11 protein-coding genes are annotated in these 14,394 nt (G+C 51.8%); 4 read left to right on the top strand and 7 right to left on the bottom strand.

The features are described from left to right. Positions 1 to 98: 98 nt before the first annotated feature. The 5 genes from rpsA to HV340_RS07390 all read right to left on the bottom strand — a co-directional run bounded on the left by rpsA (position 99) and on the right by HV340_RS07390 (position 6,116). Entirely contained in the window at positions 99 to 1,772 is a 1,674-nt protein-coding gene (gene rpsA / locus HV340_RS07410) for a 30S ribosomal protein S1 (protein ID WP_063925193.1), read from the bottom strand. 110 nt (positions 1,773 to 1,882) lie between these two features. Next, on the bottom strand, positions 1,883 to 2,566 hold the full coding sequence (gene cmk, locus HV340_RS07405) for a (d)CMP kinase (protein ID WP_014169386.1): 684 nt from the start codon (positions 2,564 to 2,566) through the stop codon (positions 1,883 to 1,885). A 253-nt stretch (positions 2,567 to 2,819) separates the two neighbouring features. After that, entirely contained in the window at positions 2,820 to 4,103 is a 1,284-nt protein-coding gene (aroA, locus tag HV340_RS07400; RefSeq protein ID WP_063925194.1) for a 3-phosphoshikimate 1-carboxyvinyltransferase, read from the bottom strand. Positions 4,104 to 4,172: 69 nt separating this feature from the next. Further along, positions 4,173 to 5,261, bottom strand: coding sequence for a 3-phosphoserine/phosphohydroxythreonine transaminase (gene serC / locus HV340_RS07395; RefSeq protein ID WP_025204554.1), 1,089 nt, complete (start codon positions 5,259 to 5,261; stop codon positions 4,173 to 4,175). Positions 5,262 to 5,423: 162 nt separating this feature from the next. Next, on the bottom strand, positions 5,424 to 6,116 hold the full coding sequence (locus HV340_RS07390; protein WP_063925195.1) for a DUF421 domain-containing protein: 693 nt from the start codon (positions 6,114 to 6,116) through the stop codon (positions 5,424 to 5,426). Between the two features lie 127 nt (positions 6,117 to 6,243). Between HV340_RS07390 and ycaO the strand changes: the two genes are divergently transcribed. From ycaO to pflA, 4 genes are all read left to right on the top strand, one after another. Next, positions 6,244 to 8,004 (top strand): 30S ribosomal protein S12 methylthiotransferase accessory factor YcaO, encoded by a 1,761-nt coding sequence (gene ycaO / locus HV340_RS07385; RefSeq protein WP_181216404.1) that lies wholly within the window; start codon positions 6,244 to 6,246, stop codon positions 8,002 to 8,004. A gap of 406 nt (positions 8,005 to 8,410) precedes the next feature. Continuing rightward, complete coding sequence (focA, locus tag HV340_RS07380) at positions 8,411 to 9,268, top strand: formate transporter FocA (protein ID WP_025204555.1); 858 nt, start codon at positions 8,411 to 8,413, stop codon at positions 9,266 to 9,268. 51 nt (positions 9,269 to 9,319) lie between these two features. Further along, entirely contained in the window at positions 9,320 to 11,602 is a 2,283-nt protein-coding gene (gene pflB / locus HV340_RS07375; protein WP_014169380.1) for a formate C-acetyltransferase, read from the top strand. A gap of 204 nt (positions 11,603 to 11,806) precedes the next feature. Further along, positions 11,807 to 12,547 carry a pyruvate formate lyase 1-activating protein gene (gene pflA / locus HV340_RS07370; protein WP_020884823.1) on the top strand — a complete coding sequence of 247 codons (741 nt, stop codon included), beginning with the start codon at positions 11,807 to 11,809 and terminating at the stop codon, positions 12,545 to 12,547. Positions 12,548 to 12,581: 34 nt separating this feature from the next. Here pflA and HV340_RS07365 read toward each other — a convergent pair whose 3' ends face one another. Next, the gene (locus HV340_RS07365) at positions 12,582 to 13,103 is read right to left on the bottom strand and encodes an anti-virulence regulator CigR family protein (protein WP_020884824.1); all 522 of its coding nucleotides are present in this window, start codon (positions 13,101 to 13,103) and stop codon (positions 12,582 to 12,584) included. A 123-nt stretch (positions 13,104 to 13,226) separates the two neighbouring features. Then, entirely contained in the window at positions 13,227 to 14,375 is a 1,149-nt protein-coding gene (locus tag HV340_RS07360) for an MFS transporter (RefSeq protein ID WP_063925197.1), read from the bottom strand. Between the last annotated feature and the right edge of the window lie 19 nt (positions 14,376 to 14,394).

The following is a 14,394-nucleotide window of genomic DNA, read 5'->3' as shown; positions in this document are numbered from 1 at the left end:
TATTGATTACAGGACGAATCCTCTAATCTGTCAAGTTTGCTCCTCATCCTTCTCGCTGTAAATGCGTTACAGCTCAAAATGATGCGGACAACCTGATATTACTCGCCTTTAGCTGCTTTGAAAGCTTCAGCCATTGCGTTGTTAGAGAAGTTTGCATCTTCCTGTTTGTTAACAGTTGCGATTGCATCTTTCTCATCAGCTTCGTCTTTAGCACGAACAGACAGGCTGATTGCACGGTTCTTACGGTCAACACCGGTGAACTTAGCTTCAACGTCGTCACCAATGTTCAGAACCAGAGTGGCATCTTCAACGCGGTCACGTGAAGCTTCAGAAGCGCGCAGGTAACCTTCAACGCCGTCAGCCAGTTCTACGGTTGCGCCTTTAGCGTCAACTGCAGTGACTTTACCGTTTACGATTGCGCCTTTCTTGTTCAGTGCAACCCAGTTGTTGAACGGATCTTCTGCGAGCTGTTTAACGCCCAGGGAGATACGTTCACGCTCTGCGTCAACCTGCAGAACAACTGCAGCGATTTCGTCGCCTTTTTTGTATTCACGAACTGCTTCTTCGCCTGCAACGTTCCAGGAGATGTCAGACAGGTGAACCAGGCCATCGATGCCGCCGTCCAGGCCGATGAAGATACCGAAGTCAGTGATAGACTTGATTTTACCTTCAACACGGTCACCCTTGTTGTGGGTTTCCGCGAACTGCTGCCATGGGTTGTTTTTGCACTGTTTCAGGCCCAGGGAGATACGACGACGTTCTTCGTCGATATCCAGAACCATAACTTCCACTACATCACCAACGTTAACAACTTTGGATGGGTGGATGTTTTTGTTGGTCCAGTCCATTTCGGAAACGTGCACCAGGCCTTCAACGCCTTCTTCGATTTCAACGAAGCAGCCGTAGTCAGTCAGGTTGGTAACGCGACCAGTCAGTTTAGTACCTTCTGGGTAACGCTTAGCGATAGCTACCCATGGATCTTCGCCCAGCTGTTTCAGGCCGAGGGATACACGAGTACGCTCGCGGTCGAACTTCAGCACTTTAACAGTGATTTCGTCGCCCACGTTCACGATTTCGCTTGGGTGCTTAACGCGTTTCCACGCCATGTCGGTGATGTGCAGCAGGCCATCAACGCCGCCCAGGTCAACGAATGCGCCGTAGTCAGTGAGGTTCTTAACGATACCTTTGACTTCCATGCCTTCCTGCAGGTTTTCCAGCAGCTGATCGCGTTCTGCGCTGTTTTCGGATTCGATAACGGCACGACGGGATACAACAACGTTGTTACGCTTCTGGTCCAGCTTGATTACTTTGAACTCAAGCTCTTTGCCTTCGAGGTGCAGGGTGTCACGGACTGGACGAACGTCTACCAGAGAACCTGGCAGGAACGCACGAATACCATTCAGCTCAACAGTGAAGCCACCTTTAACTTTGCCGTTGATAACACCGACCACAGTTTCAGCTTCTTCGTAAGCTTTTTCCAGCGTGATCCAAGCTTCGTGACGTTTAGCTTTTTCACGGGAAAGCAGGGTTTCGCCGAAGCCGTCTTCTACTGCATCCAGAGCAACGTCAACTTCGTCACCAACCTGGATTTCCAGCTCGCCCTGGGCGTTTTTGAACTGCTCTGCCGGAATGGCGGACTCAGATTTCAGACCGGCGTCAACCAGTACTACGTCTTTGTCGATAGCAACAACAACACCACGAACGATGGAACCCGGACGGGTTTCGATTGTTTTTAAGGATTCTTCAAATAGTTGAGCAAAAGATTCAGTCATGTTTAATCTTCAGGTTAATATAACGTCCACCTGGCTCCGTGCCGGATGGGGTTGTTTCACATACCCGCCGTCAATCCATTGCAGCGGGGGTACTGCTAAATCGGTCGCAATTACGCGAGTGCCAGTTTTTGGCGCGCATATTGTAGCGCTTTTTCAATCACTTGCTCAATAGTTAAACTGGTTGAATCCAGAACTAATGCATCTTCTGCAGGAACAAGTGGGGCGACGGCGCGGTTACGATCGCGGTCATCGCGCTCTTTTATCTCGGACAAAAGGCGATCAAAGTTAACACTAAACCCCTTTTCCTGCAACTGAAGCATGCGGCGTTGAGCCCGTTCTTCCGAGGAGGCGTCGAGGAAAATTTTCACTGGCGCATCAGGGAAGACAACGGTTCCCATGTCACGCCCGTCAGCGATCAGGCCAGGCAGTTCGCGGAAGGCGCGTTGACGGCGCAGCAGTGCTTCACGCACGCGCGGGAAAGCGGCAACCTGTGACGCGGCATTCGCCACGTCCTGAGTCCGAATTTCACCGCTGACATCTTCACCTTCGAGAATCACTTCCAGATTTCCGTTGGTAGAGATAAAGCGAACATCAAGATGGGTAGCCAGCGGAACCAGCGCGTCTTCGGAGGCCACATCAACATGGTGATGCAGCGCCGCAAGCGCTAACACGCGGTAAATAGCACCAGAGTCCAGCAGATGCCATTGCAATGCTTCCGCCATTGCCTTGCACAAGGTGCCCTTTCCTGCACCGCTTGGGCCATCAATGGTTATGACCGGGGCAATTGCCGTCATCTTTATCTCCTTAAACAGGCATACCGTTAACGTAAACGCCGCGCATTATACGCGCCTATGCCCACAATCGTTAACGTTGTGTGCAAAAACGCGAATTACAGGTATTTAGATGAAGAATTATTGCGCAATGATACTTCTACATCGTTCGCGTTGCTTGCAGGCGGCAGGCGCACATCTTCAGAAGTGTAGATCATCACGTCAATGAGTGGGAACGGTGTAAGCGCGCCAGCACAGAGGCTGGCGCGAAGGCAAATCAGGCAGGGGTACTGATACGCGCCAATTGCTCGAAGTAGTCCGGGAAGGTTTTCGCCGTACATTTCGGGTCGAGAATGGTCACCGGCGTATCGGAGAGCGCCACCAGCGAGAAGCACATTGCCATGCGGTGATCGTTATAGGTGCCGATTTCCGCAAACTGCAGTTTTGCCGGGGGCGTGACGCGGATGTAGTCTTCGCCCTCCTCCACTTCGGCGCCCACTTTACGCAGTTCGGTCGCCATCGCGAACAGACGGTCAGTCTCTTTTACGCGCCAGTTGTAAATGTTACGCAGCGTCGTGGTGCCTTTTGCGAAGAGCGCCGCCGTGGCAACGGTCATCGCCGCATCCGGGATATGGTTCATGTCCATATCGATAGCGTTCAGCTCGCCATGGGTGCAGGAGATGAAATCATCGCCCCAGGTAATCGTGGCGCCCATTTTTTCCAGCACGTCAGCAAAACGGATATCGCCCTGAACGCTGTTACGGCCAATGCCGGTCACTTTCACCGTACCGCCCTTAATCGCCCCTGCCGCCAGGAAATAGGAGGCAGACGAAGCATCACCTTCCACAAGGTAATGACCCGGAGACTGGTACTGCTGCGCACCGCGAACCACAAATTGCTGATAAGCGCGGTTTTCCACCTCAACCCCGAAGGTTTTCATCAGGTGCAGCGTAATATCAATGTACGGTTTAGAGACCAGGTCGCCTTTGATGGTGATGACCGTATCCTGTGATGCCAGCGGCGCAGTCATCAGCAGAGCCGTCAGGAACTGGCTGGAGACGCTGCCATCCACCTCGACGTTACCGCCATTGAAACCACCGCGCAGACGCAGAGGCGGGAAATTTTCCTGCTCCAGATACTCAATCTGCGCGCCGCCCTGACGAAGGGCATCCACCAGATGGCCAATAGGACGCTCTTTCATGCGCGGCTCACCGGTCAGCACAATATTGTTGCTGCCCAGGCACAGGGCCGCCGCCAGCGGGCGCATCGCCGTCCCCGCATTACCCAGAAACAGTTCACGCTCTTCAGCCGAGCGTAACGCGCCGCCGTTGCCGGTCACTTCACAGCGGGTGCGGTCGTCAGACAGCGTGTAATGAACTCCCAACGCTTTCAGCGCATTGAGCATATGGCGCACGTCATCGCTGTCCAGCAGGTTTGTGAGGACAGTGGTGCCGTTTGCCAGAGCTGCCAGCAGCAGAGCGCGGTTCGAGACACTTTTTGAACCAGGCAGATTAATGGTGCCATCTACCCGCGCGATAGGTTGTAACGTCAGGGATTCCATGAAACTTAACTCTCAACTCAACATAATAAAAACCCCGCAGCAGGGCTACGGGGGTGAAAAACAGCGTAATTAACCGTGGCGACGTTCGAAGTCGATCATGAAATCGGTCAGGGTTTTAACCCCTTCCAGCGGCATCGCGTTATAGATAGAGGCACGCATACCGCCTACAACACGGTGGCCTTTCAGCGCATGCAGGCCTGCAGCGAAGGACGCTTCAAGGAAGACTTTATCCAGGTTGCTGTCCGCCAGCTGGAACGGCACATTCATACGAGAACGGTTAGCTTTCGCGACATCGTTACGGTAGAAATCGCTCTTATCGATCACGCCATACAGCAGGTCGGCTTTCTGCTGATTGATTTTGTCCATCTGCGCCACGCCGCCGTTTTGCTTGAGCCATTTAAAGACCAGGCCAGAGAGGTACCAGGCAAACGTAGGGGGGGTGTTGAACATGGAGTCGTTATCGTTGAGGACCGTATAATCCAGAATAGACGGGCAAGACTGATGGGCTTTACCCAGCAAATCTTCGCGCACGATGACGATCGTCAAACCCGCCGGGCCGATATTTTTCTGCGCACCCGCATAGATAACACCGTAGCGGCTGACGTCAATTGGCGCGGACAAAATGGTAGAGGAGAAATCGGCTGCAACCACCACGTCTTTACCGAAGTTCGGGGTCTCGTCGATGGCAATCCCGTCGATGGTTTCATTTGGGCAATAGTGCAGGTACGCAGCGTTATCAGAGAGCTGCCATTCGCTCATCGGCTTCACTGCACGCAGGCCATCAACGGTAATTTTGGCGTCGATAACATTTGGCGAGCAGTACTTTTTGGCTTCTTTGACCGCACTTGCCGCCCAGTAACCCGCATCAACGTAGTCTGCCGTGGTTTTGTCGCCGAGGATATTCAGCGGGACGCCAGCAAACTGACCGCGGCCACCGCCGTGGCAGAACAAAACTTTGTAGTTTGAGGGAATGTTCAGCAGATCGCGAAAATCCTTTTCTGCCTCTTCCGCCACCTGAATAAACTCTTTACCACGGTGGCTGATTTCCATCACCGACGTACCCAGACCGTTCCAGTCACAAAGTTCCTGTTGAGCCTGTTTAAGCACGTCTGCCGGCAACATCGCCGGACCTGAACTGAAATTAAAGACTTGAGCCATTTCCCCTCACCACGCTAAAAGCAATAAGTTATAACTGTGGATATCGGTTTTATCATTCAGTGACACGCGCCGCAATGTCTAAAACTTATGACCGGTGAAATGTGTCCCGCGTCACACAATACAATCTGCCATCTCACTGCGGCAAAACCGACAATATGGCTGTCAGGTAAGGCGTTTGGCCCGGCTAACCTTCGTCCATTCCGGATTTGTACAGCGGGGACATAATTGATGATTGCCCGGCTGCATCGCCACAACATGGCTACATCTTATACAGGCATATTCGCCTGACTCAGGCACGGTGGTGAAACGCTCAATAAGCATATCCGGCAGAATACAGAGCCCCGGCTTCACCTCGTCGTCAGCATAGTAATAGACGCTGATTTGTCCGTTCGTTTCCATGATTGCCAGCCGTACCTGCCCGAGTTGTTCAACGCTATTCAGACGCAGTTCCATAAAAAACTCGAACTCGGTCATGTTGGCACTCTGTACATTTTCCCAGGCCAGCCGCCCGTTCTCGACAATAACCACCGGCTTCCCTTCGAGAAGATCTTCCAGCTTTTCACTTTTCGACATCAGCCACATGACAAGCCGGTAAAGTAGCGCCAGTGAGACAAAAACGATAAAGACCGGCACCATCGGCACATCGTCGTAAAAGGCGACATCCCCCGCCGCTGAACCCAGCGTCAGAATAATCAGCACCTCAAAGAGGGACATCTGCCGGACGCCACGCCGCCCGGTGATTTTGAGAAACAGAAAGACCAATACAAAGGTATACAGGCTGCGCAGGGCCACTTCGCCCAAAAATTCGGGAGGAACTTTATCAAACGCCATCCGCTGGAGATCAAATGCTTTCATTTTTCTATGCCTTAACAGTAAGTTACTGTCTGTAAGCATAGTCGAGTCTTTTATTTTCGCCGAAGATAGCACCTGTCACGCAAAACCCGTATCATTGCGCGCTTTACGTACGATAAAAGTGAACGCCATGACTCAAACGTTTATCCCCGGCAAAGACGCCGCTCTGGAAGATTCCATCGCTCGCTTCCAGCAGAAACTGACCGACCTGGGCTTTAATATCGAAGAAGCCTCCTGGCTCAACCCGGTGCCTCATGTCTGGTCCGTGCATATTCGCGATAAAGAGTGTGCCCTGTGCTTTACCAATGGTAAAGGCGCGACAAAAAAAGCGGCACTGGCCTCTGCGCTGGGTGAGTATTTTGAACGTCTGTCGACCAACTATTTCTTCGCCGATTTCTGGCTGGGTGAAACCATCGCCAACGGCCCGTTCGTGCACTATCCGAACGAAAAATGGTTCCCGCTGCCTGAAGACGACGCGCTGCCGGAAGGCATTCTCGACGCGCGTCTGCGTGCGTTCTACGATCCGGAAAACGAACTGACCGCCAGCATGCTGATCGATCTGCAGTCCGGCAATGAGGATCGTGGTATCTGCGCCCTGCCGTTCACGCGTCAGTCTGATGAACAGACCGTCTATATCCCGATGAACATCATTGGCAACCTGTACGTGTCCAACGGTATGTCTGCCGGTAATACCCGTAATGAAGCGCGCGTACAGGGGCTGTCTGAAGTCTTCGAACGCCACATTAAAAACCGCATCATTGCCGAATCCATCAGCCTGCCTGAAATTCCGGCTGACGTGCTGGCGCGCTACCCGGGCGTGGTGGAATCCATCGCCAGGCTGGAAGCGGAAGGTTTCCCAATCTTTGCCTATGACGGCTCACTGGGCGGTAAATACCCGGTTATCTGTGTGGTGCTGTTTAACCCTGAAAACGGAACCTGCTTCGCCTCTTTCGGCGCGCACCCTGACTTTGGCGTGGCGCTGGAGCGTACCGTCACCGAGTTACTGCAGGGCCGTGGCCTGAAAGATCTGGACGTGTTTACGCCACCGACCTTTGACGACGAAGAAGTGGCCGAGCACACCAACCTTGAAACCCACTTCATCGACTCCAGCGGTTTGATCTCCTGGGATCTGTTTAAGCAGGACGCGGACTATCCGTTCGTCGACTGGAGCTTTGCAGGTACCACCGAAGAAGAGTTCGCCACGCTGATGGCTATCTTTAAGGCGGAAGATAAAGAAGTCTACATCGCTGACTACGAACACCTTGGCGTGTACGCCTGCCGCATTCTGGTGCCGGGCATGTCCGACATCTATCCGGCAGAAGATCTGTGGCTGGCGAACAACAGCATGGGCGCGCACCTGCGTGAAACCCTGCTGGCCTTGCCGGGCAGCGAATGGGAAAAAGAAGATTACCTGAACCTGATCGCGCAACTGGACGAAGAAGGCCATGATGACTTCACCCGCGTACGCGAGCTGCTGGGTCTGGCGACCGGTAAAGATAACGGCTGGTATACCCTGCGTATCGGTGAGCTGAAAGCAATGCTGGCACTGGCTGGTGGCGATCTGGATCAGGCTCTGGCCTGGACCGAGTGGACTATGGAGTTTAACCAGTCTGTCTTCTCTGCCGAGCGCACTAACTACTATCGCTGCCTGCAAACCCTGCTGCTTCTCGCGCAGGAAGAAGATCGTCAGCCGCTGCAATACCTGAATGCGTTTGTTCGCATGTACGGTGCTGACGCCGTTGAAGCCGCCAGCGCAGCACTGAGCGGTGAAGCGCCGTTCTACGGTCTTCAGGCTGTGGATAGCGATCTGAAAGCCTTCCCGGCACATCAGTCTCTGCTGAAAGCGTATGAAAAATTGCAGAAGGCGAAATCCGCTTACTGGTCAAAATAAGCGCATATAACATTATCAGCTGTAGGCGTATTCAATCGTCTGGGCTATATTACGGGGCAATTTCATTGCCCCGTTTTTTATTTTTTTCGGCAATGACTGTTGATTGTAATAATAAAGTTAAATATGGGTAAATATAATAATATTTACCTGGGCTTTACTGTTACTTTTTATGGTAATTACTCCATATTAATTAACTGTTGCAGAGGTGGCCGAAAGAAATAATTCAACTCTTTTCATAACTTTTAAAATTTATTTTTATACGGATAATCAAATACTTACTCCGCTTTTGCTGTAAATCCATACACATTGCGGGCCTATAAGCCAGGCGAGATATGATCTATATCAATTTCTCTTCTATAATGCTTTGTTAGTATCTCGTCGCCGACTTAATAAAGAGAGAGTTAGTGTGAAAGCTGACAACCCTTTTGATCTTTTACTCCCAGCTGCTATGGCCAAAGTTGCCGAAGAAGCGGGTGTCTATAAAGCAACGAAACACCCGATGAAGACGTTCTATCTGGCGATCACGGCTGGTGTGTTCATCTCTATCGCGTTTGTCTTCTACATCACTGCCACCACCGGTACTGCCGCGATGCCTTTCGGCATGGCGAAACTGATTGGCGGTATTTGCTTCTCACTGGGACTGATTCTTTGCGTCATCTGCGGCGCCGACCTCTTCACTTCTACAGTGTTGATTGTCGTGGCAAAAGCCAGCGGAAGAATTACCTGGGGTCAACTGGCGCGCAACTGGCTTAATGTCTATGTTGGCAACCTGATTGGCTGTCTGCTCTTTGTTCTGTTGATGTGGCTCTCTGGCGAGTATATGACCGCCAACGGTGGCTGGGGACTCAACGTCCTGCAGACCGCAGACCACAAAATGCACCACACATTTATCGAAGCCGTTGCTCTCGGCATCCTCGCTAACCTGATGGTCTGCCTGGCTGTCTGGATGAGCTACTCGGGTCGTAGCCTGATGGATAAAGCCATGATTATGGTTCTGCCGGTTGCGATGTTTGTTGCCAGCGGCTTCGAGCACAGTATTGCGAACATGTTTATGATCCCAATGGGAATTGTAATCCGCAACTTTGCAAGCCCGGAGTTCTGGACTGCTGTTGGTTCAACCCCGGAAAGTTTCTCTCACCTGACTATTATGAATTTCATTACTGATAACCTGATCCCTGTCACTATCGGGAACATTATCGGTGGGGGTCTGTTAGTTGGGTTGACATACTGGGTCATTTACCTGCGTGGCGACGACCATCATTGATGGTTATCTCAGGCAGTAAATAAAAAATCCACTTAAGAAGGTAGGTGTTACATGTCCGAGCTTAATGAAAAGTTAGCCACAGCCTGGGAAGGTTTTGCGAAAGGTGACTGGCAGAATGAAGTAAACGTACGTGACTTCATTCAGAAAAACTATACCCCGTATGAAGGTGACGAATCCTTCCTGGCTGGTGCAACTGACGCGACCACCAAGCTGTGGGACAGCGTAATGGAAGGCGTAAAACTGGAAAACCGCACTCACGCGCCAGTTGATTTTGACACCTCCGTTGCTTCTACCATCACTTCTCACGATGCTGGCTACATTAACAAAGCCCTTGAGAAAATCGTTGGTCTGCAGACTGAAGCACCACTGAAACGTGCGATCATCCCGTTCGGTGGTATCAAAATGGTTGAAGGTTCCTGCAAAGCGTATAACCGCGAGCTGGACCCAATGCTGAAAAAAATCTTCACCGAATACCGCAAAACTCACAACCAGGGTGTATTCGATGTTTACACCAAAGACATTCTGAACTGCCGTAAATCTGGCGTTCTGACTGGTCTGCCAGATGCCTATGGCCGTGGCCGTATCATCGGTGACTACCGTCGCGTTGCGCTGTACGGTATCGACTTCCTGATGAAAGACAAATACGCGCAGTTTGTTTCCCTGCAGTCTGATCTGGAAAACGGTGTAAACCTGGAAGCGACTATCCGTCTGCGTGAAGAAATCGCTGAACAGCATCGCGCGCTGGGTCAGATCAAAGAAATGGCGGCTAAATATGGCTGCGATATCTCTGGTCCTGCAACCAACGCTCAGGAAGCTATCCAGTGGACCTACTTCGGCTACCTGGCTGCAGTTAAGTCTCAGAACGGTGCAGCAATGTCCTTCGGTCGTGTATCCACCTTCCTGGATGCTTACATCGAACGTGATATGAAAGCGGGCAAAATCACCGAGCAAGACGCTCAGGAAATGATTGACCACCTGGTCATGAAACTGCGTATGGTTCGCTTCCTGCGTACCCCTGAATACGATGAGCTGTTCTCTGGTGACCCAATCTGGGCAACGGAATCTATCGGTGGTATGGGTGTTGATGGCCGTACTCTGGTTACCAAAAACAGCTTCCGCTTCCTGAACACCCTGTACACCATGGGTCCTTCTCCGGAGCCGAACATCACCGTTCTGTGGTCTGAAAAACTGCCTCTGAACTTCAAGAAATTCGCCGCTAAAGTGTCCATCGACACCTCTTCTCTGCAGTACGAGAACGATGACCTGATGCGTCCGGACTTCAACAACGATGACTACGCTATCGCATGCTGCGTAAGCCCAATGGTTGTTGGTAAACAAATGCAGTTCTTCGGTGCGCGTGCAAACCTGGCGAAAACCATGCTGTACGCAATCAACGGCGGCGTTGATGAAAAACTGAAAATGCAGGTTGGTCCTAAGTCTGAACCAATCAAAGGCGACGTTCTGAACTTCGATGAAGTCATGGAGCGTATGGATCACTTCATGGACTGGCTGGCTAAACAGTACGTCACTGCCCTGAACGTTATCCACTACATGCACGACAAGTACAGCTACGAAGCCTCTCTGATGGCGCTGCACGACCGTGACGTTATCCGCACCATGGCGTGTGGTATCGCAGGTCTGTCCGTTGCGGCTGACTCCCTGTCTGCAATCAAATATGCGAAAGTTAAACCAATTCGTGACGAAGACGGTCTGGCTGTTGACTTCGAAATCGAAGGCGAATATCCGCAGTTTGGTAACAACGACTCTCGCGTTGATGACATGGCGGTTGACCTGGTTGAACGTTTCATGAAGAAAATTCAGAAACTGACCACTTACCGTAACGCTATCCCGACTCAGTCTGTTCTGACCATCACGTCTAACGTTGTGTATGGTAAGAAAACCGGTAACACCCCAGACGGTCGTCGCGCAGGTGCGCCATTCGGCCCAGGTGCTAACCCAATGCACGGTCGTGACCAGAAAGGTGCTGTTGCCTCTCTGACCTCCGTTGCTAAACTGCCGTTTGCTTACGCGAAAGATGGTATCTCTTACACCTTCTCTATCGTGCCAAATGCGCTGGGTAAAGACGACGAAGTACGTAAAACTAACCTCGCGGGTCTGATGGATGGTTACTTCCACCACGAAGCGTCCATTGAAGGTGGTCAGCACCTGAACGTGAACGTAATGAACCGTGAAATGCTGCTTGATGCGATGGAACACCCTGAGAAATATCCTCAGCTGACCATCCGTGTATCCGGCTACGCAGTACGTTTTAACTCCCTGACGAAAGAACAGCAGCAGGACGTTATCACCCGTACTTTCACTCAGTCCATGTAAGTGGAATTGACTGAAATCACGCGTTAAAAGGCGTACAATAAAGGCTCCACATACGTGGGGCCTTTTTAACACTCTCTCCATCACAGTCTCTTTTGTCCGCTATCTATACTCTATGGATAACAGCCAAAACAGACTTAAACACAGCCGGTTTTGAGCTGTGCATACACAGGCCCCGGACGGGCCGATGCTGGAGATATCACCGCAATGTCAATTATTGGTCGCATTCACTCCTTTGAATCCTGTGGCACTGTCGATGGCCCGGGTATCCGCTTTATCACCTTTTTCCAGGGCTGCCTGATGCGCTGCCTGTACTGCCATAACCGTGACACCTGGGATACGCACGGCGGCAAAGAAGTGACCGTCGAAGAACTGATGAAAGAGGTGGTGACCTATCGTCACTTTATGAACGCATCCGGCGGCGGCGTAACCGCTTCCGGCGGTGAAGCCATTCTGCAAGCCGAATTTGTGCGCGACTGGTTCCGCGCCTGTCGCAAAGAAGGCATTCATACCTGTCTCGATACAAACGGTTTTGTCCGCCGCTACGATCCGGTCATTGATGAACTGCTCGACGTCACCGACCTGGTGATGCTCGATCTCAAACAGATGAACGATGAGATCCACCAGAATCTGGTGGGTGTTTCCAACCACCGTACCCTGGAGTTCGCCAAATACATCTCCGGGAAAGGCATCAAAACCTGGATCCGCTATGTTGTTGTACCTGGCTGGTCAGATGATGACGATTCCGCGCATCGGCTGGGAGAATTTACCCGCGATATGGGCAACGTTGAGAAAATTGAGCTTCTGCCCTACCACGAACTGGGTAAACACAAGTGGGTCGCCATGGGCGAAGAATATAAACTCGATGGCGTTAAGCCGCCGAAGAAAGAGACGATGGAACGCGTGAAAGGTATTCTTGAACAGTACGGCCACAAGGTAATGTATTAAGAAAAGGCCCGCTGAGAACCGGGCCTTTTTTATATTATCTGAAGACGCCATTAATAATGGTGGTCACAACCGCAGTACTCAGCGCAATTAAGACCAGATCGTCACCGACGACACGCCATTCATAGCCAGGATAGGAAGGAAGCTGGCCCAGCATAGAAGCCGGCACGGTTTTCTTCGCAATGCCCGGAGGGAGTGGTTTACCGCGTGCAAGGTTTTTCGCAATACCCGGAGGCAGTGACTCATAACCTGTTAAGCCGTAATTGAGTGCCAGGTGACGGGCATGATCGAAGCTCACACGGGCGTCGACATCGTCACTGACGCTTTTATTCGATTTACCTGGATTTTCCTGTCCGTTATTTTGTTTATTACCGTGGGTACCGGAATTTCCGTTGCCATGACTACCGGAATTGCCGTGACTGCCGCCATTACCTTGTCCGCCACTGTTCCCGTGACCACTGCCATTCCCGTTACCCGGGTTAGCCATGACCGGAGCTGCAGCAAACGTTAAAGACAACACTACTGCCAGAGCGGTAGTGGTAAAACGACGAGTAGACATGATTGTTGCCTTTTAGTGATATAACTCACCTGAATTATCGCCTGGTGCAATAAACAAACAATACGTAAAAGTCTTATATGTGATGGGGACAAAAAAGCCAGTCATCGACTGGCTTTTTATTAATCAGGCATGCGCCACAGGCGTCGGGTGTTCTCCCACTTTGCGCAGCAGCATTAAGAGATAAATAAACGATACGCTGGCGATCATAATAAACAGCAAATTGTCGGAGTAATTCTGCATCAGCATCGCGGTAAAGGTCGGTCCCAGCAGGCTGCCGATGGTATAGCTCAGTAACAACGCCTGGTTCATTGCCACTAACTGGTGGTGTTCAACTTTCTCACAGGCCCAGGCCATCGCGACCGGATAGAGCGTAAAACCTGCGGCACCCAGAATAAACAGCGCAGGCGCCATCGCCGCATTGCTGAGCATGGCGAGACAACCCATGATCACCACAAAAACCTGAACACGCAGCACCAACAGGCGACCAAAGCGATCGGCCAGGCGTCCAATCGGCCACTGACCGACAATCCCCGCACTCACCATCACCGCCATCCAGAAACCGATCCCGGAATCGCTGACGCCCTGATGGTTCAGATAAAGCGGCATCAGGCCATACAGTGAACCAAGCACAATTCCGGAGATAATACAGCCGTTAACGCCAAGGCGCGCCTGACGCAGTCTCAGCATTGGCCAGACGTGGGTTGCTTCCTGGTGTTCGCTATTCTGGTTCACAATGCGCGTAAAGAGCAGCGGCAGGATTGCTGCCAGCACCATTCCCGTCACCCACGGCAGAACGCTCATCAGGTCGGTTGGCAGTTTGCTCACCATCAGTTGACCAAGCACGGTACCGATGTAATAAACCATCATATAGGCTGCCAGCAGGCGTCCGCGGTTACGTGACGTGCCGCTGCACATCAGCGCGCTTTCAACCACCACCCAAATCATCGCGCAACCCACTCCGGCGATAAAGCGCCATACCATCCAGCTCCAGAAGCCGACCATCAGGCCCAGCCCGGCACATCCGACAGCGAAGAGCAGCGAGGCCAGATAATAGCTGCGGTTAAAACCAAAGCGTTTAATCAGGCTTCCTGTAACCAGCGTACCCAGCAGGGTACCGGTAAAAAAGGACGAGCTGACCATACCCACCTGCCAGGTCGGTAAGTTTTCATGGGCGAGCCACAGCGGGACGAGCGTATTTAACACTGCGATCGCCAGGGTCAGCAGAAGCAGGCCACAGAGCAATAAAAGCACTGGCCGGGTATAGATGGTCATGGATTAAAAACCGTGAGGA

It is taken from the genome of Enterobacter sp. RHBSTW-00975 (genome assembly GCF_013615235.1).
Lineage (GTDB): Bacteria > Pseudomonadota > Gammaproteobacteria > Enterobacterales > Enterobacteriaceae > Enterobacter > Enterobacter ludwigii.
This window is presented reverse-complemented; position numbering and strand designations above follow the sequence as displayed.